Genomic DNA, 19,695 nt, shown 5'->3' with positions numbered 1-19,695 from the left:
TTTGGAGGCTTTGAGCAGATGAAAAAGTCAGTCGCAACCACTTCCGGCGATGAGCTGAAACCCATTTACGATGCGCTGGCCAAGCGCGTGGACAAGGGCTCGCAGGAGCATGCGCGGGCGTTCGCGAAAGCGTTCTGCCAGCGCATGGACGCCGAGGAAATCGCCCGCCACGGGCCCGATGCATGGGCCGAGCGAACTGCGGGAATGCTCGAGTTCGCGCGCACGCGCAAGCGCGGCAAGGCCAATATCCAGCTGTTCAATCCGGTGCTGAAGGCGGACGCCCGCGTCTCGCCGCACACCGTGCTGCAGATCGCCAACGACGACATGCCGTTCCTCGTGGATTCGGTCACCATGGCGCTGGCTGAGCTGGGCATTGGCGTGCACCTGCTGGGCCACCCGGTGGCCCGCCTGTCGCGCGACAAGGCCGGGCGGCTGCTGGCGGTGGGCGAAGGCGTATCGGAATCGCTGATGTATCTGGAAATCGACCGCCAGCCGCAATCGGCGCTGGCGTCGATCAAGGCCCGGATTGCCAAGGTGCTGGACGATGTCCGCGCGATCGTGTCCGACTGGGAGGCGATGCGCGAGCGCATGCGCGAGGTGGCGGAAGCGCTTCCTTCGCAGAAGTTGCCGGTCACCGATGCCGAGCGCGATGAGGCGCAGGCGTTCCTGCGCTGGGCATCCGACGATCATTTCACCTTCTTCGGCTACCGCGAATACCAGATCCGCAAGCAGGGCAGGGAAGACGTGCTGGCGGCAGTGCCTGGCAGCGGCCTGGGCCTGTTGCGGGACGAGGCGGGCGCCAGCTCGCGCCCGGTCAAGTCGCTGACCGCGCACGTCGTGCAGCAGTCGGGCGCGGTGGATGCGCTGATCCTGACCAAGACCAACGCACGTGCAACGGTGCATCGGCCGGGTTACATGGACTACATCGGCGTGCTCGGGTTCGATGCCAAGGGGCGCGCGGTCAGCGAACAGCGCTTCCTCGGGTTCTATACCTCCAGCGCCTATACCCGCCGCCCTTGGGACATCCCGCTGGTGCGCGAGCGGCATGCCTACGTGATGGAAAAGTCCGGGCTGGACGCGAGCAGCCACAGTGGCAAGGCGCTGCGCCACATCCTGGAAATCCTGCCGCGCGACGAGTTGTTCCAGTCCACCGAGGACGAGCTGTTCAAGACCAGCATGGGCATCCTGGGGCTGCAGGAACGCGTGCGCAGCAAGCTGTTTCTGCGCCGCGACCGCTACGGCCGCTATTACTCGGCGCTGGCCTATGTGCCGCGCGACCGCATGAGCACGCAGGTGCGCCATCGCATCGAGGCGATGCTGCGCGAGGCGCTGGATGGCGATCGCGTGGACACCAACGTGCAGATCGGCGATTCGCCGCTGGCGCAGCTGCACATCATCGTGCGTCCGAGCAGCGAGCGCGGCGATGCCGACGTCGCCATCGACATGCCCGCGCTTGAAGCGGGGCTTGCGCAAATCGTGCGCGATTGGCGCGATGAGCTGCGCGAACAACTGGTGGCCCGCCACGGCGAAGAGGCGGGGCTGAAGCTTGCTGCCCGTTTCGGCAGTGCGCTGCCGGCCGGCTACATCGAGGACGTCAGCCCCGAGGTCGCCGCCGATGACGTCGAGCACATCGCCGCGTTGTCCGGGCCGCAGGATCTGCGCCTGTCGCTGTACCGCGATGTCCGTCGCCAGGGGCTGCGCTTCAAGCTGTATCGCCCGCTGCGCGACATCCCGCTGTCCGACGCGCTGCCGATGATGGAGAACATGGGGCTTCGGGTGATTACCGAGCACCCGTATCGGGTCGATGCGGATGGCGCCGTGGCCTGGATCCAGGATTTCGAGGTCGAGTCGCTGTTGGGCGAGTTGGACGTCGATGCGCTGGACGAGGATTTCGAGGATGCGTTCGCGGCGATCTGGCGTGGCGATGCCGAAAACGACGGCTTCAACCGGCTGGTACTGGCTGCTGGACTGTCGTGGAAGCAGGTCGCGATGCTGCGCGCCTATTGCAAGTACCTGCTGCAGACCGGGGTGACGTTCTCGCAGAGCTACATGGAAGCCACGTTGACCCGCTATCCGCTGCTGGCGCGATTGCTGGTCGAGCTGTTCGAGGCACGTTTCGATCCGGCAACCGGCAAGGAAAGCGACGTCGAGATCCAGCAGGGCATGGAGCGCTTCGGCGCCCAGCTGAAGGCGCTGGCCGCTGGCGACGCCGCTGCGCTGGCCGCGCTGAAGGCACTGGTCGCGGCCCGCGCCGGCAATCGCGAGGCGCAGGTCGAGGCCGCGCGCGGTGCGTTGCTGGGCCTGCTGGATCGCGTTGCCAGCCTGGACGAGGACCGCATCCTGCGCAGCTTCATCGGCGTGATCGATGCCACCCTGCGCACCAATTACTACATCGAGTACAAGCGCGACGAAAGCGGGGCCGGCGTGCGCAAGGACGGTGGCCCGGCGGACTACATCGCGTTCAAGTTCGATACCGCCAAGGTGCCGGACCTGCCCAAGCCGCGCCCGTTCCGTGAAATCTGGGTGTGTGGCCCGCGCGTGGAAGGCACGCACCTGCGCTTCGGCCCGGTGGCGCGCGGCGGCCTGCGCTGGTCGGATCGCCGCGAGGATTTCCGCACCGAAGTGCTGGGCCTGGTGAAGGCGCAGATGGTGAAGAACACGGTGATCGTGCCGGTGGGCAGCAAGGGCGGCTTCTTCCCGAAGCAGTTGCCGAATCCGGCGGTGGATCGCGATGCCTGGCTGGCGGAAGGCATTGCCTGCTACAAGCGCTTCATCAACGGCCTGCTGGACATCACCGACAACATCGTCAACAACAAGATCGTGCCGCCGGCCGGCGTGGTGCGTCACGATGGCGATGACCCCTACCTGGTGGTGGCGGCCGACAAGGGCACCGCGACGTTCTCCGACACCGCCAACGGCATCGCCCAGGCGCATGGCTTCTGGCTGGACGACGCGTTCGCCTCCGGCGGCTCGGTGGGCTACGACCACAAGGGCATGGGCATCACCGCCCGCGGCGCCTGGGAGTCGGTCAAGCGCCACTTCCGCATGCTGGGCCGCGACTGCCAGGCCCAGGACTTCACCTGCGTCGGCATCGGCGACATGTCCGGCGACGTGTTCGGCAACGGCATGTTGCTGTCCGAGCACATCCGCCTGGTCTGCGCGTTCGACCACCGCCACGTTTTCCTCGATCCGAACCCGAATGCCGCGGTCTCCTTCAAGGAGCGTTCGCGCCTGTTCAAGGTGCCGCGTTCGAGCTGGGCGGACTATGACGCCAAGCTGATCAGCAAGGGCGGCGGCGTGTATTCGCGCTCGCTGAAGTCGATCGACATCACCCCGCAGGTCCGCGAAGCGTTGGGCATCGACGCCGCCATCAAGTCGATGACCCCGACCGAGCTGATGAGCGCCGCGCTGAGGGCGCCGGTGGACCTGCTGTGGAACGGCGGCATCGGCACCTACGTGAAGGCCTCCAGTGAGACCAACGCGGACGTGGGCGATCGCGCCAACAACGCGCTCCGCGTCAACGGCGGCGACCTGCGTTGCAAGGTGGTGGGCGAGGGCGGCAACCTGGGCATGACCCAGCTCGGCCGCATCGAGGCCGCGCAGGCGGGGGTGATGCTCAATACCGATTTCATCGACAACTCCGCCGGCGTGGACACCTCGGACCACGAGGTCAACATCAAGATCCTGCTCAACGGCGAAGTGCAGAAGAACAAGCTCAAGCTGGCCGAGCGCAACAAGCTGCTGGCGTCGATGACCGATGAGGTCGCGCAGTTGGTGTTGAACGACAACTACCGGCAGAACCAGGCGTTGACCTTGATGGAGCGGATGAGCGCCGCCCGGCTTGGCTCGAAGATGCACTTCATCAGCACGCTGGAAGCGCAGGGCTTGCTGGATCGCCAGATCGAGTTCCTGCCGTCCGACGCCGAGATGGCCGAACGCAAGCTGCGCGGGCAGGGGCTGACCCGCCCGGAGTTGTGCGTGCTGCTGTCGTATTCCAAGCTGGTGGCGTTCCCGCAGCTGCTGGAGTCGGACGTGCCGGAAGATCCGTACCTGTCCAAGGAGCTGGTGCGCTATTTCCCCGAGCCGCTGCAGAAGAAGTACGCCAAGGCGATGGACGACCACCGCCTGAAGCGCGAGATCATCGCCACCGCGGTGACCAACTCCACCATCAACCGGATGGGTGCGACCTTCCTGATGCGCATGCAGGAAGACAGCGGGCGCAGCATCGGCGAAATCGCCCGCGCCTACACCATCACCCGCGAGACGCTGGACGCACGCGAGCTATGGGCGCAGATCGACGCGCTGGACGGCAAGGTGGCCGAGTCGGTGCAGGTTGACGCCCTGCAGGTAATCTGGGAATTGCAGCGTGGCTTCACCCGCTGGCTGCTGGCGCGGCCGGGCGCGGTGCCGGCGATCGCCACCGCGGTTGAGCGTTACCACGACGGGTTCCGCGACATCCGCGCGGGCGAGGGCATCCTGCCGCCGTCGCAGCGGCCGGAATACGAAGCAAGCCGCAAGCAGTGGCGCGAAAAGGGCCTGTCGGCCGCACTGGCCGACCAGCTGGCGGCGCTGCCGTACCTGGAGTCCAGCGCCGACATCATCGAGTTGGCGCGTGACCGCAAGATGCGTCCCATCGAAGTGGCCAAGGTCTATTTCCGCCTCGCGGATGCACTGCGTGCGCCATGGCTGCGCGCGCAGATCGAGGCGCTGAAGGTGGAAGGGCGCTGGCATGCGGTCGCACGCGGGGTGTTGCGCGACGAGCTGTTTGCGCAGCTTCGCGCATTGACTGCGCAGCTGTTGGCGATGCCGGGCAAGGACGCCGATGCCAGGGTGCAGGCATGGTTGGGACGCGACGACAGCTCGCTGCGCTTTACCCTGGCGATGCTCAACGAACTTGCCGCGCAGAAGGCACTGGACTACCCGACCGCCTCGGTGGCGGTGCAGCGCGTGGCACAGCTGGCGCAGCGCGGGTAATGACGCCTGCGGCCGATGCCTGCGGGCATCGGCCATGTTTGCAGGCGCCCGGCGCTGACCACCAGCGGCGCGCGGCAGAACTAGTGTGCCTGCCACCATCCCGGGGCCCCGCACAGCGGGGCCCATTGCCGTGGCGGGCCGGAAATCCGGGCAAGCGCATTGATGGCGGTGAGGCGTTATCCTCCCGGCATGACCACGCCTCGTCTTGCCCTGCTTGCCAGCCCTGTTGACGATGCACAAGCGGCGCTTGCCGGCTTGATCAAACGGCATGGCAGCTGGGCGCCACAGGATGCCGATGTGATCGTGCCACTGGGCGGCGACGGCTTCATGCTGCAAACGCTGCACCGGTTCGGGGTGCTGAACAAACCGGTGTATGGCATGAAGCTGGGCACCATCGGCTTCCTGATGAACCAGTACCGCGCCGAAGACGACCTGCTCGCGCGCATCGAGGCGGCCGAACCGGCGGTGCTGCATCCGCTGGAAATGCTGGTGCAGACCGAGTCCGGCGCCAGCGTGAGTTCGCTTGCCTACAACGAGGTGTCGCTGCTGCGGCAGACCCGCCAGGCGGCGCATATCTGCATCGAGCTCAATGGCGAGGTGCGCCTGGACGAATTGATCTGCGACGGCGTGATGCTGGCCACCCCGGCCGGCAGTACCGCCTACAACTTTTCCGCGCACGGGCCGATCTTGCCCTTGGGCGCCAATGTGATGGCGCTGACGCCGATCGCGCCGTTCCGCCCGCGGCGCTGGCGTGGCGCCGTGCTCAAATCGGGGACGGAAGTGCGTTTCCGCGTGCAGGATCCCCACAAGCGACCCACAAGCGCCACCGCGGACTCGCACGAAGTTCGGGATGTGACCGAGGTGCTGGTGCGCGAATCCCTCGACCGCAGCGTGACCCTGCTGTTCGATCCAGAGCACAACCTGGAAGAAAGAATCCTGATTGAACAATTCGCCGTGTAGCGTCCTTGCAATCGTCCGATAGGGGAAATGATGCCGTTCGAGGGTTACGACATCCATGTGCCTGCAGGTGATGGCCTGGCCGCCAGCCAGCGCCGGGTGCCTGCGTGGATTTGGGCAGGGCTCGCGTTTTTGCTTGGGATGGCGCTGACCCTGTGGCTGGCCCATGGCGAGAAGCAGCGCGTCGAGCGCGAGCAGCAGCGGGAATTCACCGGGGAAACCGAGCGCATCGCCGCGGCGATCGATGCCCGGCTGGGCCAGTGCGAGGATCTGCTTCGCGCGTTCCAGTCGATTTTCCTGGCATCTGAACGCGTGACGCCGGACGAGTATGTTCGTGCCTACGAAAACATCCAGTCCAACAGGCTCGTGCAGGTCAGCCTGCAGGCGCTGGCCTACGCCGAGCGCAGGCGCGCGCCTGCCGGGGATCGCTACATCACCACGATGTTCGCCCCGGTGAAGGGGAACGAGGCGATTGCCGGCCTCGACGTGAACACTCAGCCCAGCAATTTGGAAGCCGTCCGGCGTTCGCGGGATCACGACCGAATCGCCATGTCTGCGACGTTTCGCCTGCGCCAAAGCAGCGCAGGACCGGGTGCCAGGGATGGGTTCATCCTGCGCCTGCCGGTGTATGCGCACGGCGTGGCGCTGGATTCCGTGGAAGCACGCCGCGCCGCGATCGTCGGTTCGATCGGTGCCTCGTTCCGGGCCGGGGCCTTGATCGATTCGGCGCTGCCACAGGTGCCGGTCGCGCTCGCCGACCTGGCAGTGGAGGACATCAGCAGCGGCACGCCGCAATCCCTCTACGTCCGGCGCTTTGCCACCGGTGCGGCGAATGGGTTGCATGCGGTCAAGCTGCGCTTCGGCGGGCGAACCTGGAATGTCGTGGCCCATGCCCGGCAAAACCCGGAAGGGCGCGCGAACTGGCTTCTGGTGCTGTGGGTCGGCACGGCAATCAGCGTGCTGCTGGCCGCACTGACGTGGTCGCTGGTGAGCACCCGCGACCGCGCGATACTGCTCGGCACGTCGATGAGCCAGCGTTTTCGTGCCAGTGAGGAGCGTTTTCGCAAGCTCAACGAATTGCTGCCATGCCTGGTGCTGCTTGCGCGCAAGGACAACGGGGGCATCGTTTATCGCAACGCCGCCGCGCGCTGCAGGCTTGCCGCGAAGACGGGATGGGCGGGATTGTCTGCGGCCATGGACCAGGAAATCACCGCTCGCTTCTGCGGTGCCGACGAAGATGCGCTCTGCTCCATGGACGTTCAGTTGCCGGGGGCCGATGGGTCGCTGTTCTGGGCCACGACATGGATCAGCTCGATCGAGATGGACGGTATCCCCATGTGGCTGATGGTGGCCAGCGACATCTCCGAGCAGCGGCTGCTGACCGAGCGTCTCAGCTACCAGGCCAGCCACGACGCGTTGACGCGGCTGTACAACCGTCGCGAATTCGAGGCGCGCGCGCAGGCGCGGCTTGAGGAATCGGGTGGCCGCGATGGCGCGCTGCTGTTCATCGACCTCGACCAGTTCAAGCTGATCAACGACACCTCGGGGCACCGCGCCGGCGACGAGCTGCTGGTGCAACTGGCCGTGGTGATGCGCGAGGAGCTGCGCCCCGGCGACGTGCTGGGGCGACTTGGCGGAGACGAGTTCGGCGTGCTGCTGGCGGGCGTATCCACCATCGATGCCGCCACGCAGTCCGCAGATCGCCTGCGGCGCAGCGTGGAAAGCTTCATTTTTGCCTGGGAAAAACGCAGCTACACGATCAGCGCCAGCGTCGGCGTGGTCATGCTGGTCAGCGCCACCTCGCTGAAGGAATTGTTCTCGCACGCCGATGCCGCCTGCTATCTGGCCAAGGAAGCCGGCCGCAATCGCGTGCACGTGTTCGCCGAGGACGACGTGGCCGTGACCACGCGAATGGGCGAAATGGAGTGGGCCAACCGGATTCGCGATGCGTTGCGCGATGGACGCCTGCTGCTGGACTATCAGGAATTGCACCCGCTGCAAGCCGGAAGGACTGCCGGTACCCATGTCGAATTGCTGCTGCGCTTGCGCGGCGAGGATGGCGGGGAAGTATTGCCGGGGGCATTCCTGCCTGCCGCCGAACGCTATGGCTTGATGCCCTTGATCGACCGTTGGGTGGTTGAAACCGCGCTGGGCAATCTTGACCGCATCCATCCACACGGCAGCGATCTTGCGACCTGCGCCATCAACCTGTCGGGCGCCAGCCTGGAAGACGATGGCCTGTTCGACCGCATCGAGCAGCTGATCGCGATGTATCAAATCGAGCCGCGCAGATTGGTGTTCGAGATCACCGAAACCGTGGCGGTCAGGAATTTCGCCGCCTCCAGCGTGCTGCTTGCGCGCCTGCATTCACTGGGCTGCCGCGTGGCCCTGGACGACTTCGGTGCGGGCATGTCCTCGTTCGGGTACCTGAAAAACCTGGCGCTGGATTTGCTGAAGATCGATGGAAGCTTCGTGCAGTCCATTGCCAGCGACCGCATGTCGCAGTCGATCGTCAAGGCGGTGACCGAGATCGGCCATCAGCAGGGGCTTGTGGTGATTGCCGAATGGGTATCGTCGCCCGAGATGTTGGCTATCCTTGCCGGCATGAATGTCGATTTTGCCCAGGGATTCGCCCTGCATCGCCCCGAGCGCGTGCTGTTCCAGCGCGTCGCCCATGACTGACCCGGCGCTGACGGCGGAAGATGCGCGTGCGCCATTGCGGGTGGCCATCACCGCGCGCGCGCTGTTCCTCATGGAAGACAGCCATGCGCTGTTCGAGCGGGAAGGCATTTCCGCGTTCGCCGACTACCAGCGCCGGCATGAGGATGAAGTATTGCCGCCGGGCATCGCGTTTCCGCTGGTGCGCAAGCTGCTGGCCCTGAACGAGGGCGCGCCGGCGGATGTGCCGCGGGTGGAGGTGATCCTGCTGTCGCGCAATTCGTCCGACACCGGCCTGCGCGTGTTCAATTCCATCCAGCATTACGACCTGGACATCCGCCGCGCCACGTTCACCTCGGGCGCGCCGGTATGGCCCTATATCCGCCCGTTCGGCGCGCAGCTGTTCCTGTCGGCAAACCCGGAGTCGGTGCGTGCGGCGCTGGTGGCCGGCGTTGCCGCCGCCACCATCCTGCCGGGCGGGGCGAGCGAGTCGCGCCAGCGCCAGCTGCGCATCGCGTTCGATGGCGACGCGGTGATCTTTGGTGACGAGAGCGAGCGGGTGTCGCGCGAGCAGGGCGTGGAAGCGTTCGGCCGGCACGAGCGCGAACGCGCGCACGAGCCGCTCTCCGGCGGCCCGTTTCGCGGCTTCCTGGCGGCGTTGCACGATCTGCAGGCGGCGTTTCCCGCCGGCGAGGATTCGCCGATCCGCACCGCGCTGGTGACCGCGCGTTCGGCACCCGCGCATGAGCGGGTGATTCGCACCCTGCGCGAGTGGGAGGTGCGTCTGGATGAAGCGCTATTCCTCGGCGGACGCGACAAGGGGCCGTTCCTGGAAGCGTTTGGCGCCGACATCTTTTTCGACGATTCGCCGCACAACATCGACTCGGCGCGCCGGCACGTGGCGGCCGGGCACGTGCCGCATGGCGTGGCCAACGACGCCGTCAGCGACTGATCACAGGTCGGGCAGGCGCAGGCCGGCCAGCTTCCAGGACAGCCCGCTGCGGCGGAATTCAAACACCACCGGCTGGCCCTCGGCATTGGCAACGGTGGCGGTGAACAGCGATGCGGATTCATACCGCTTTGTCGCGCCGGCCAGCGGATCGTTGCGGCGCGGCGTGCCGCTGACGCCGGTATCGTCGGCAAGATGCTGCGCCAGCGCGCTCCCGGTCAGGAGTGTGGCAATGCCTTGCGGTGACACGATGGTGTCGATCGCGGGTTGCGCAATCAACGCCGTGACCTTGCCGATCGTGCTGCTGGCCTGTGCGTTGCCGACATGGCCGATGATGCCGCGGGCCACCCGTTCCTGCAGCTGCGGGCCCAGGCTTTCGCGCAGGCGCGGGTAATCGACGAAGCGCCACAGCTCGCCGTATTGCTGGTTGGCCACCGCGTTGCGAATGCCGTTGATGGCCAGATACGGGCCGGCGGCGGCATAGCCGAAGAGCGCCAGCAGGATCAGCAGGGCAACGATTGCAATCGCGCGCAGCGGGCGTTTGGGGGTTTTCATCCATGCATCCTGCAAAAATGTGGGCGCTCGGGCAAGTCGGGTGTCGGTGGAATGCTGTACCAGGCGGCAGGCGCGGGCGGCGCCGGGCTGGCGCAGCGGTCAGCGCTGTTGCGATGGCTGCGGCGCGGGCCGGCTTGGTCAGGCCAGATCGAGGCCCACTTGCGTGCCCCAGTCGTCCAGCCGATCCAGCAGGATTTGCTTGTCCCCTTCGTCGGCGTGGGCAAGGCGCAGTTCCGCGATCTGCGCGCGGTAGCCGTCCAGCGTGAGCTCGGACAGGCCGGCATCCGTCAGCAGGCGCCGGCGGCGGTAGGCGTTCCAGCATTCCTGCTCGGCGGGCAGCAGGCTGTCCGGCCAATTGCGCGCGCGGTAGCGCAGCAGCAGTTCGGTGAGGCGGGCATCGCGGAACGCAAACCGTGCGTTGGCCAGCAGATGCGGCGGCGTGCCGCGCACTTGCGCCAACAGGCGCTTGTCGGCATCGCCGATGAACCCGTCGTACAGGGCGGCATCCGCATCCACCTGGCCGGCCGGGCGCTGGCGGGCGAATACCTGGCGAATCTTTTCGGCCAGTACGGGGCCGGCGGTGCGCAGGCGTGCGGCGCGCGCCTGGACTTGCTCCGGGTCGATCCCGAGGCGGTTGAAATCACCGTCGCGCAGATGTTCCCAGGCCACCAGCGCCGGGCATTTGTTGGTGTGGATTTCCTTCAGCGGAATGCGCGCCTCGCCCTCGGGCAGATCGGCCTGACGGATGTACAGGCGTTCGGCGATGGCGTCGGCGTCCAGCGCGAGCAGGGCATCGGGATCGGCATCCAGATCGAACACGATGGTGCGCGACGGGATCGAAGGGTGCTGCGCCAGCGGCAACACCGGCGCGGCGCACAGGCGCGCGGCCGGATAACGCTGCGAGATGTGCAGCAGCGGTGTCATCGCAATCGGGTCCAGCAGCGACGCGGCAAAGCGCTTGTCGCGCAGGCGCAGCGCGTACTCCCACAGACGCGGCTGGTGCTGGCGGAACAGGCGTGCAAGACCGATCAAGGCGCGCACGTCGGACAGCGCTTCATGCGCCAACCCTTCGCGCAGGCCATTGTCTTCGGCCAGGTGCTCCAGTTTGAAACTGGTGCCGCGGCCATCGTCGCGCTGGCGCCAGACAATCCCGTCGGGCCGCAGCGCATGCATCAGCCGCAGCGCGTCCAGCAGGTCCCAGCGCGAATTGCCGCCGCGCCATTCGCGCTCGTAGGGCTCATGGAAATTGCGGTACAGGCCGAAGCGGATGAATTCGTCGTCAAAGCGCAGCGAGTTGTAGCCGGCGCTGCAGGTTTCCGGGCGGGCCATTTCGCCGAGGATGCGGGCGAAGGCGGCGGCTTCGTTGACGCCGTCCCGGCGCGCGTCCTGCGGAGTGATGCCGGTGATCAGGGTGGCGATGGGCGAGGGCAGCAGGTCGTCGGCCGGTTGCACGAAGAAACTGATCGGTTCTTCGATCTGGTTCAGCGCCGCATCGGTGCGAATGGCGGCGAATTGCGCGATGCGGGTGCGTCTCGGATCGGCGCCGAAGGTTTCCAGGTCATAGAACAGGAACGTGGCAGCCATCCCGACCCTTAGCCGTTGGGGTTGAACACGATCGGCACCACCGCATCCATGCGCACGGGCTGGCCGTTGCGCGTGGCCGGCTTGAACGTCCAGCGTCGGACGGCCTCGAGGGCGGCACGGTCGAGCAGGCGGTTGCCGCTGCCTTCTGCCAGTTCAAGCGACTCCACCGAGCCGTCAGTTGCTACCGTGACGCGCACCTTGACGGTGCCGCCGATGCCGGTGCGCAGGGCATCCTGCGGGTAGCGCGGGGTGGGCATGCTGGCCGGAACCGGCGTGGCAAGGTCGCCACCGGTGATCGTGGTCGCCGTGGGCGGCGCTGCCGGGTTTGGACGCGCGGGCTGCGCGCCTGCCGCAGGTGCCGGCGGCGGTGCTGCAAACGGTGGTGGTGCAGGCAACGCCGACGTGCCCGGCTTGAGCCCGCTGGCACTGTCGCCGTTGGCGACGTCGGCCGGCAACGGCGCCGGCAGCGCATCGGTTGCGCCCGGCGTGGCCTCGGCGCCATCCGCCTTGTAGAAATCATTGTCGTGGCGAGACCCCAGCCACACCAGCAAGAACACCAGCAGGCCGGCGATGAACGCCAGGGCCAGCAGCTTCAGCAACTTCGGTGGCAGCAGCGGCGCGTGCTGCACGGGCTGCGGGTCGGGTGCGGACATGCCCGTATTCTTGCACAGCGGTGGACGGGTGCCGCCATCTGCCGCCCGCTCGGGCGATAATGCCGGTTCATTTTCCGTATCCCTCCAAGTCCATGCTTGATCCAGCCCTGTTGCGCTCCAACCCCGCCGACCTCGCCGAGCGCCTGCGCGCCACGCGCGGCTTCGAACTCGACGTCGCCCGCATCGAAGCGCTGGAAGCCGGTCGCAAGCAGATCCAGATCCGCACGCAGGAGTTGCAGAACCTGCGCAATACACGCAGCAAGCAGATCGGCATGTTGAAGGCCAAGGGCGAGGACGTGGCCGCGGTGATGGCGGAAGTGGCCGGCTTCGGCGAGGAGCTGAAAGCCTCGGAAGTCGAGCTGGAGCGCATCCGCGGCGAGATCGAAGCCATTGCCGCCGGCATCCCCAACCTGCCCGACGCCAGCGTGCCGCTGGGCGGCGGCGAGGCCGACAACGTCGAGCAGCATCGCTGGGGCACCCCGCGCAGCTTCGATTTCGAAGTGAAAGATCACGTCGAACTGGGCGCGCGCCACGGCTGGCTGGACGGCGAAACCGCGGCCAAGCTGTCCGGCTCGCGCTTCACCGTGCTGCGCGGCCAGCTGGCCCGCCTGCACCGCGCGCTGGCGCAGTTCATGCTGGACCTGCATACCGGCGAGCATGGCTACGAGGAAACCAACGTGCCGGTGATCGTCAATGCCGAGTCGATGCGCGGCACCGGCCAGCTGCCGAAGTTCGAGGAAGACCTGTTCGCAACCCAGCTGGGCGAGCACAGGCGCTACCTGATCCCGACCAGCGAAGTGCCGCTGACCAACATCGTCCGCGACGAGATCCTCGACGCCGAGCGCCTGCCGCTGCGGATGACCGCGCATTCGATGTGCTTCCGCTCCGAAGCCGGCAGCGGCGGCCGTGACGTGCGCGGGATGATCCGCCAGCATCAGTTCGAGAAAGTCGAGCTGGTCAGCATCGTCAAGCCGGAAGAATCCGCTGCGGAACACGAGCGCATGACCCGCAGCGCCGAGGCCGTGCTGGAGAAGCTGGGCCTGCCGTACCGCAAGGTGCTGCTGTGCACCGGCGACATGGGCTTCGGTGCGACCAAGACCTACGATCTGGAAGTCTGGCTGCCTTCGCAAGCCACCTACCGCGAGATTTCCTCCTGTTCCAACTGCGGCGACTTCCAGGCCCGTCGCATGCAGGCGCGCTGGCGCAACCCGGCCACCGGCAAGCCCGAGCTGGTGCATACGCTCAACGGCTCCGGCGTGGCCGTGGGCCGCGCGCTGATCGCGGTGATGGAGAACTACCAGAACGCCGACGGCAGTATCGAAGTGCCCGGGGTGCTGCAGCCGTACATGGGCGGAGTGACCAGCATCCGCTGATTTGTTGCAAATCCTGCGGGTGGCGTGGTCGAATTGGCGGGATTGTTCCGTCCATGGAATTGCCTGTGCAAGATCTCAACGATCTGTATTACTTTGCTGCCGTGGTCGATCACGGCGGCTTTGCCGCGGCCGAGCGCGCCCTGGGGATCCCGAAGTCGCGCCTCAGCCGTCGCATCAGCGCGCTGGAAGCAGAATTGGGCGTGCGTTTGCTGCAACGTTCCACGCGCCGGTTTTCAGTCACTGACGTCGGCACCAGCGTGCATCGCCACGCGCAATCGATGTTGGCCGAGGCGCAGGCCGCGCGTGAGGCGGTGGATCGCTTGAGTGCGGAGCCGCGGGGCGCCGTGCGGGTCAGCGTGCCGGTGTCGATGGCGCAGCAGCAATTTCCCAAGCTGCTGCCGGAATTCATGGCGCTGTATCCCAAGGTGCGGGTGCAGTTGATCGTCAGCAATCGTCGTGTGGACGTGATCAACGAAGGCGTGGACGTGGCCATCCGCGTGCGCAGCAAGCTGGACGAGGATGGCAGCCTGGTGATGCGCAGCTTCGGCCAGATCCAGGAATTGCTGGTGGCCAGCCCCAGGTACCTGGAGCGTGTCGGCCGCCCGAGCCGACCGGAGGAATTGGCCGAGCACGTCACCTTGAGCATCAGCGAGGATGAGGCCCGGCAGCGCTGGGAGCTGCATGGGCCGGATGGGGAAGTGCGCCGGATCGAATTGCAGCCACGCGTGACCGGTTTCGATTTTCCGATGATGCAGTCCATGGCGGAAAGCGGTATCGGCATCACCCTGTTGCCGGAAACCATCTGTGCCGATGCGGTGCGCCGTGGCGACCTGGAGGTCGTGCTGCCGCAGTGGCGGTTGCCGCAGGGCATTGCGCATGCGGTGTTCGCCTCGCGACGCGGAATGCTGCCCGCCGTGCGGGTCTTCATCGACTTCCTGGCGGAACACCTGCCGCCGATGCTGGAAGACGCGCGGCTGGAGTGCAGCGATCCCGAATGCAGGAAGAAGCGGGCGAAAGCCGGATAAGCCCGGCTTGCCGCCGATGCTCAGCGCGGCTTGCGCCCGCGCTTGACGGCTGGATCGGCGCCGCTTGCGCGCACCTGCGCGGGTGACGCCACCGCCCGTCGCGGTACCGGCGTGGACAGCACGATCGACGTGGAGGTCGTGCCGAATGGGGTGAGCCGGTCGATCAGGCGTTCCAGGTCTTCCACCGAAGCCACCGCCACCTTCGCGATGAACGAGTCGGCGCCGGTGCCGCGATGGCACTCGAGCACCTCCGGCATCTTGCGCACCGTCTCGGTGATGCGCGCAAGCACATCGCCAACCACGCTCATGCGCACGAACGCCAGAAGCGGCCGCCCGACCCGGGCCAGATCCAGATCTGCCCGGTAGCCGCGGATCACGCCGGCCGCTTCGAGCTGGCGCACGCGTTCGGCAACGGCCGGCGTGGACATGCCGATCCGCCGGCCAAGCTCGGTGAAGCTGGTGCGGCCGTCGTCCTGCAACACCTCAAGGATCTGCCAGTCGATGGCGTCGACACAATTTTGAACATCGAAACTTTGTTTGACCATTTGCCTAAATAAAGTATTCAAATACCTTGATCATCATAACTAAATGCATTCATTCATTGGAATTGCATTTCTACAATCGTTCCTGATCCCGGCCGCATCGCGTTGCATCCCGCGCGCGCTGCATCCGGCCGTCCCGCCCTTCAGGAACCTGCCATGGCAACCCCCGTCCCCGTTCACGAGCCGCACAAGGTCAAGACCGTTCGCCCGATCGTGTTTCCGCCGATTGACGAGCGCAAGCGCAACCTCGCGGCGGCGCACTTCAACGTCTTCAACCTGACCCCGCAACAAGTCAGCTTCGACATGGTGTCCTACGGTTGCGGCGCGATGAGCCAGGAGCAGTTGGCCGGGCAGCTGGTGGGCGACGAGGCGTACGCCGGCGCACGCAATTTCGAGACGATGAACGCAGTCATCACGCGCGTGCTTGGGCATACCTATGTCTGCCCCACGCACAACACGCTGGGGTCGGTGAAGATCCTGCTGCACGCCTTCGCCGACAGCGGCCAGCTGCTGCCGAGCAACGCGCGTGGCCGGGTGGACCTGCACGCGCCGCGCGGGATCGAACTGCGCGACGTGCGCGATCATGCGGCAACGGTGTTCACCGGCAACTTCGACCTGGATCGTTTGGCGGCCGTGATTGCCGAGCGACGCCCGCCCTTCATCGGTGCCCAGACCTTCGCCGACGGCCAGCACCCGGTCAGCCTGGCCAACCTGCGCGCAGCGCGCGAGCTGGCCGATCGCCACGGCCTGCGGCTGGTGCTGGACGTCTCGCGCGTGGTCGAGAACGCGTGGTACATCCAGCGCTTCGAGGCCGGCATGGGCGACCGCACCATTTCCGAGCTGGTCAAGCTGATCAGCAAGACCGCGCACGTGGTGATGATGGATGGGGCGCAGGACGCGCGCGCCAATACCGGCGGCTTCCTCGCCACCGACAACCCGGCCGACCACGAACGCTTCATCAACGACATCGTGGTGTTCGAGGGCTTGCATACCTATGGCGGCATGGCCGGGCGCACGATGGAAGTGATCGCGCGCGGGCTCACCGAGATGTGCGATGAAACCACCGTGCAGTGGGCCATGCAGCAGACCGAGCGTTTCACCGCGCGGCTGCGCGAAGCCGGTGTTCCCATCGAACGCGGCTGCGACGGCGCCTATCTGCAGGCCGACCGGTTCCTGCCGCAGGTGGCGCAGCATCCGGCGCATGCGCTGGCCAGCGCGCTGTACCAGTCGTCGGGCGTGCGTGCGCTGCTGCAGGGGCTGGTGGGGCGCGACGAACTGCTGCCGCTGCAGATCCCGAGGCTGGCGATGACCAATCGCCAGCTGGACCAGGTTGCCGATGCGGTGATCGCGTTGTATCGGCAGCGCGAACGGGTGCCGGCGCTGGAGCTGGAGCAGGGCGGCGATTGGCATGACCAGTTGCGCTTTGGTTCGGTGTTCGCGGATGTCGAGAATTTCAGCTTCGACTGCGAGCCGTGGCTGATCCACACTATCGAATCGATTGCGATGACCACGCGCGAACAGCGCGAGCGGGCGATCCGCGAAGCTGGTTGGAACACCTTCCTGCTGCGCTCGGCCGAGGTCACCATCGACCTGCTGACCGATTCCGGCACCACCGCCATGTCCACCGTGCAGTGGGCCGCCTACGATGCCGCGCTGCCCACGCCGGCCACCAGTAGCGCCTATCTGGAGTTCGCTGCTGCGGTGCGCGACACCTATGGCTACGACTTCGTGCTGCCCACTCATCAGGGCCGCGCCGCCGAGCAGATCCTGTCGGAAGTGATGATCAAGCCCGGCCAGATCGTGCCAGGCAACATGTATTTCACCACCACCAAGGTGCATCAGGAATACGCCGGTGGCGTGTTCGCCGACGTCATCGTCGATGAGGCGCATGAGCCGGCGTCGGAGTTCCGCTGGAAGGGCAATATCGATCTCGCCAAGCTCGATGCACTGGTGCAGGAACACGGCGCGGCGCAGATCGCCTATATCTCGTTCGAGTTGTCGGTGAACATGGCCGGTGGCCAGCCTGTGTCGATGGACAACCTGCGCGAAGTCTATGCCTACACGCGCAAGCACGGCATCCCGGTGATGTTCGACGCCACCCGCGCCGTCGAAAACGCCTACATGATCCAGAAGTTCGACCCGCGTTACGCCAGCACCAGTGTCAAGGACATCCTGCACGAGATCATGCTTTACGGTGATGGCGCCACCGTGTCCGGCAAGAAGGACTTCCTGATCAACATCGGTGGCCTGCTCACCTTCAAGGACAACGCGCAGTGGGCACGCAAGGCCGAGGCCAAGCTGCGCATCTATGAAGGCGGGGTGCGCGACGGCGGCCTGCCGGCAGCCGACCTGGCGGCGATGGCGCAGGGCCTGCGCGAAATGGTCGATGACCGCTACATTCGTGCGCGGGTCGAGCAGTCGGTGCGCCTGGCGGGCTGGCTGAAGGCGGCCGGCGTGCCGGTGGTGGAGCCCACCGGCAGCCATGCGGTGTTCGTCGATGCGCGCCGCTTCCTGCCGCACGTGGATCAGGACGAGTATCCCGCCCAGCGGCTGGCGGGCGAAATCTACGTCGAAACCGGCGTGCGTCCGATGGAGCGCGGCAACGTGTCCAAGGGACGCGACCACGACGGCAACAACTACCGGCCGGCGCTGGAACTGGTGCGTCTGACCCTGTCCCGGCGCGTGTATTCGGACGATCATTTGCGCGCCGTTGCCGACGGCATCATCCGGCTGTGGCAGCGTCGCAACCAGATCACCGGCCTGCGCTTCGTTTACGAGCCCAAGGATCTGCGCTTCTTCCAGGGGCGCTTCGAGCCGATCACGGCGATGGAAACACATGCCTGACCGACGGTTGCCGGCACGCGTCGCAGGGCGCGTGCCGGCAACGGGCAAGTGCAGGCCTGCCAAGGCGTGCGCCGACAAAACCGCCGTGCGAGAATGTGCGCGCAACGGAAGCGTGGCCGAGTGGTTTAAGGCAGCGGTCTTGAAAACCGCCGTGGTAGCGATACCACCGTGAGTTCGAATCTCACCGCTTCCGCCAGCCTTGCCTGATCGGATTTTTCCTAGCGCTCACTGCGGCATCTTCTGCTTGGCCGCGACGCCGCAAGGCGATAGCGTGTTGTCCCATCCACTGGGGAGGAAGTGATGTCCATCAAGGTATTCATCGTTGACGACCACGCGCTTGTGCGCGCCGGGTTTCGCCTGATTCTGCAGGCACAGGAAGATATCGAGGTGGTGGGCGAGGCGGAAAGCGCCGAAGACGCGCTGCCGCTGATCCGCAAGCTCAAGCCCGACGTGGTGCTGTGCGACCTGCACCTGCCCGGGCTGAGTGGCCTGGAATTGACCGAACGGGTCGTGCGCGGCGATCAGGGCGCGCGCGTCATCGCGGTGTCGGTGCTGGAGGACGGCCCGATGCCGCGCCGCCTGCTGGAAGCGGGCGCCTACGGATACGTGGGCAAGGGTTGCGATGCCAACGAACTGCTGCGGGCCGTGCGCGACGTGTCGCGCGGCAAGAAGTACCTGGCTCCCTCCATCGCCCAGGGGCTGGCGTTGGCTGGATTACATGGCGAATCCGCTTCGCCGTTCGATGTGCTGACCCCGCGCGAGCTGGAGGTCGCGTTATTGCTGAACCAGGGCTTGCGCCAGGAGGCCATCGCCAAGCGGCTGAGCCTCAGTGCAAAAACCGTCAACACCCACAAGACCCGCCTGTTCGACAAGCTGGGCATCCACGACAGCATCGCCTTGGCGCGGCTGGTCAGCCAGTACGGGCTGACCGACCCCGCTCACGCCGTGCATTGAGCCGACGCGGGGATTCCCGCGTCGGGCTGTGGGTGCCGGCGGTGCCGCCAGCGCCGGTCAGGCGCTGCGGTGGGTGTCGTCAGGGGTTTCGCTTGCGTTGTCTGCGGTGACCGCAACCGGCGCTTCCTGTTGCCGCGCGGTTTCAAACAGGCCGCGCAGCTGATCGGCCCGTGGGTTGCTTGCCGCAGCGGATGCATCGGCTGCCGCCGGTTGCGCTGTCGCGATCGGGGTGGCGTCAGCCGAGGCGGCTTCCACTGCGGCAACCTCAAACGAGGCCACCTCTACCGGGGCAACCTCTACCGAGGCAGGTTCGGCTGGAGTGCGTGCGGCCACGGGCGGCGCGACGTTCGCTGCGGGCGCCGGTTCCACTGCGGCGATGGCGGCCACAGGGGCGGCGGCTGCGGGGGAAGCGACGTCGGCCGGCACTTCCACCGAGGTGGTGGCAGTGACTGCGTCAACCGGCGGCAGCAGCTCGGCCTGAGGCTCGCCGGGCGTCGCGGAAGCGACCACCATGCTGATCGCTGCGGGCGTTGCCTGCAGCGTCGTGGCGTCTGCGATGCGTGCGGGCGCGGCGGCGTCTTCGGTTGGGGGCGGAACGACGGTCGTCTTGTTGGGTCGCACTGCGGC

Annotated in this window: 12 protein-coding genes and 1 tRNA gene; 9 read left to right on the top strand and 4 right to left on the bottom strand. The window is 66.5% G+C overall.

Going from position 1 to position 19,695, the window contains the following annotated elements; all coding sequences use genetic code 11:
• Positions 1 to 18 precede the first annotated feature (18 nt).
• The 4 genes from LIW09_RS07095 (at position 19) to LIW09_RS07080 (ending at position 9,541) form a co-directional block, all read left to right on the top strand.
• Complete coding sequence (locus LIW09_RS07095; protein ID WP_256644953.1) at positions 19 to 4,974, top strand: NAD-glutamate dehydrogenase; 4,956 nt, start codon at positions 19 to 21, stop codon at positions 4,972 to 4,974.
• Positions 4,975 to 5,163: 189 nt separating this feature from the next.
• Complete coding sequence (locus tag LIW09_RS07090) at positions 5,164 to 5,934, top strand: NAD kinase (RefSeq protein ID WP_256644952.1); 771 nt, start codon at positions 5,164 to 5,166, stop codon at positions 5,932 to 5,934.
• 27 nt (positions 5,935 to 5,961) lie between these two features.
• A complete protein-coding gene (locus tag LIW09_RS07085) occupies positions 5,962 to 8,613 on the top strand; it encodes a bifunctional diguanylate cyclase/phosphodiesterase (RefSeq protein ID WP_256644951.1) in 2,652 nt (883 codons plus the stop codon).
• On the top strand, positions 8,606 to 9,541 hold the full coding sequence (locus tag LIW09_RS07080) for a 5'-nucleotidase (RefSeq protein WP_256644950.1): 936 nt from the start codon (positions 8,606 to 8,608) through the stop codon (positions 9,539 to 9,541). Before LIW09_RS07085 ends, LIW09_RS07080 begins: the two co-directional genes overlap by 8 nt.
• Here the strand turns inward: LIW09_RS07080 and LIW09_RS07075 are convergent, their stop codons facing one another.
• From LIW09_RS07075 to LIW09_RS07065, 3 genes are all read right to left on the bottom strand, one after another.
• Positions 9,542 to 10,093, bottom strand: coding sequence for a DUF2939 domain-containing protein (locus LIW09_RS07075; protein WP_256644949.1), 552 nt, complete (start codon positions 10,091 to 10,093; stop codon positions 9,542 to 9,544).
• A 138-nt stretch (positions 10,094 to 10,231) separates the two neighbouring features.
• Positions 10,232 to 11,677: an exodeoxyribonuclease I gene (gene sbcB / locus LIW09_RS07070; RefSeq protein ID WP_256644948.1), complete on the bottom strand. Its 1,446-nt coding sequence runs from the start codon at positions 11,675 to 11,677 to the stop codon at positions 10,232 to 10,234.
• Between the two features lie 8 nt (positions 11,678 to 11,685).
• Positions 11,686 to 12,330 carry an energy transducer TonB gene (locus tag LIW09_RS07065; RefSeq protein WP_256644947.1) on the bottom strand — a complete coding sequence of 215 codons (645 nt, stop codon included), beginning with the start codon at positions 12,328 to 12,330 and terminating at the stop codon, positions 11,686 to 11,688.
• 92 nt (positions 12,331 to 12,422) lie between these two features.
• Between LIW09_RS07065 and serS the strand changes: the two genes are divergently transcribed.
• Together serS and LIW09_RS07055 are read left to right on the top strand one after the other, a co-directional pair.
• A complete protein-coding gene (gene serS / locus LIW09_RS07060) occupies positions 12,423 to 13,703 on the top strand; it encodes a serine--tRNA ligase (RefSeq protein ID WP_256644946.1) in 1,281 nt (426 codons plus the stop codon).
• A gap of 53 nt (positions 13,704 to 13,756) precedes the next feature.
• Positions 13,757 to 14,728 carry a LysR family transcriptional regulator gene (locus tag LIW09_RS07055; protein WP_425507871.1) on the top strand — a complete coding sequence of 324 codons (972 nt, stop codon included), beginning with the start codon at positions 13,757 to 13,759 and terminating at the stop codon, positions 14,726 to 14,728.
• 20 nt (positions 14,729 to 14,748) lie between these two features.
• Here LIW09_RS07055 and LIW09_RS07050 read toward each other — a convergent pair whose 3' ends face one another.
• On the bottom strand, positions 14,749 to 15,273 hold the full coding sequence (locus LIW09_RS07050) for an Lrp/AsnC family transcriptional regulator (RefSeq protein WP_256644944.1): 525 nt from the start codon (positions 15,271 to 15,273) through the stop codon (positions 14,749 to 14,751).
• A 153-nt stretch (positions 15,274 to 15,426) separates the two neighbouring features.
• Between LIW09_RS07050 and LIW09_RS07045 the strand changes: the two genes are divergently transcribed.
• The 3 genes from LIW09_RS07045 (at position 15,427) to LIW09_RS07035 (ending at position 19,068) form a co-directional block, all read left to right on the top strand.
• Complete coding sequence (locus LIW09_RS07045) at positions 15,427 to 18,114, top strand: tryptophanase (protein WP_256644943.1); 2,688 nt, start codon at positions 15,427 to 15,429, stop codon at positions 18,112 to 18,114.
• 106 nt (positions 18,115 to 18,220) lie between these two features.
• Positions 18,221 to 18,310, top strand: a tRNA-Ser gene (locus LIW09_RS07040).
• 104 nt (positions 18,311 to 18,414) lie between these two features.
• The gene (locus tag LIW09_RS07035) at positions 18,415 to 19,068 is read left to right on the top strand and encodes a response regulator (protein ID WP_256644942.1); all 654 of its coding nucleotides are present in this window, start codon (positions 18,415 to 18,417) and stop codon (positions 19,066 to 19,068) included.
• Positions 19,069 to 19,695: the final 627 nt, after the last annotated feature.

The organism is Thermomonas paludicola, assembly GCF_024498955.1.
Lineage (GTDB): Bacteria > Pseudomonadota > Gammaproteobacteria > Xanthomonadales > Xanthomonadaceae > Thermomonas > Thermomonas paludicola.
Note: the sequence above shows the minus strand (reverse complement) of the source record. Positions and strands in the feature narration are given on the sequence as shown.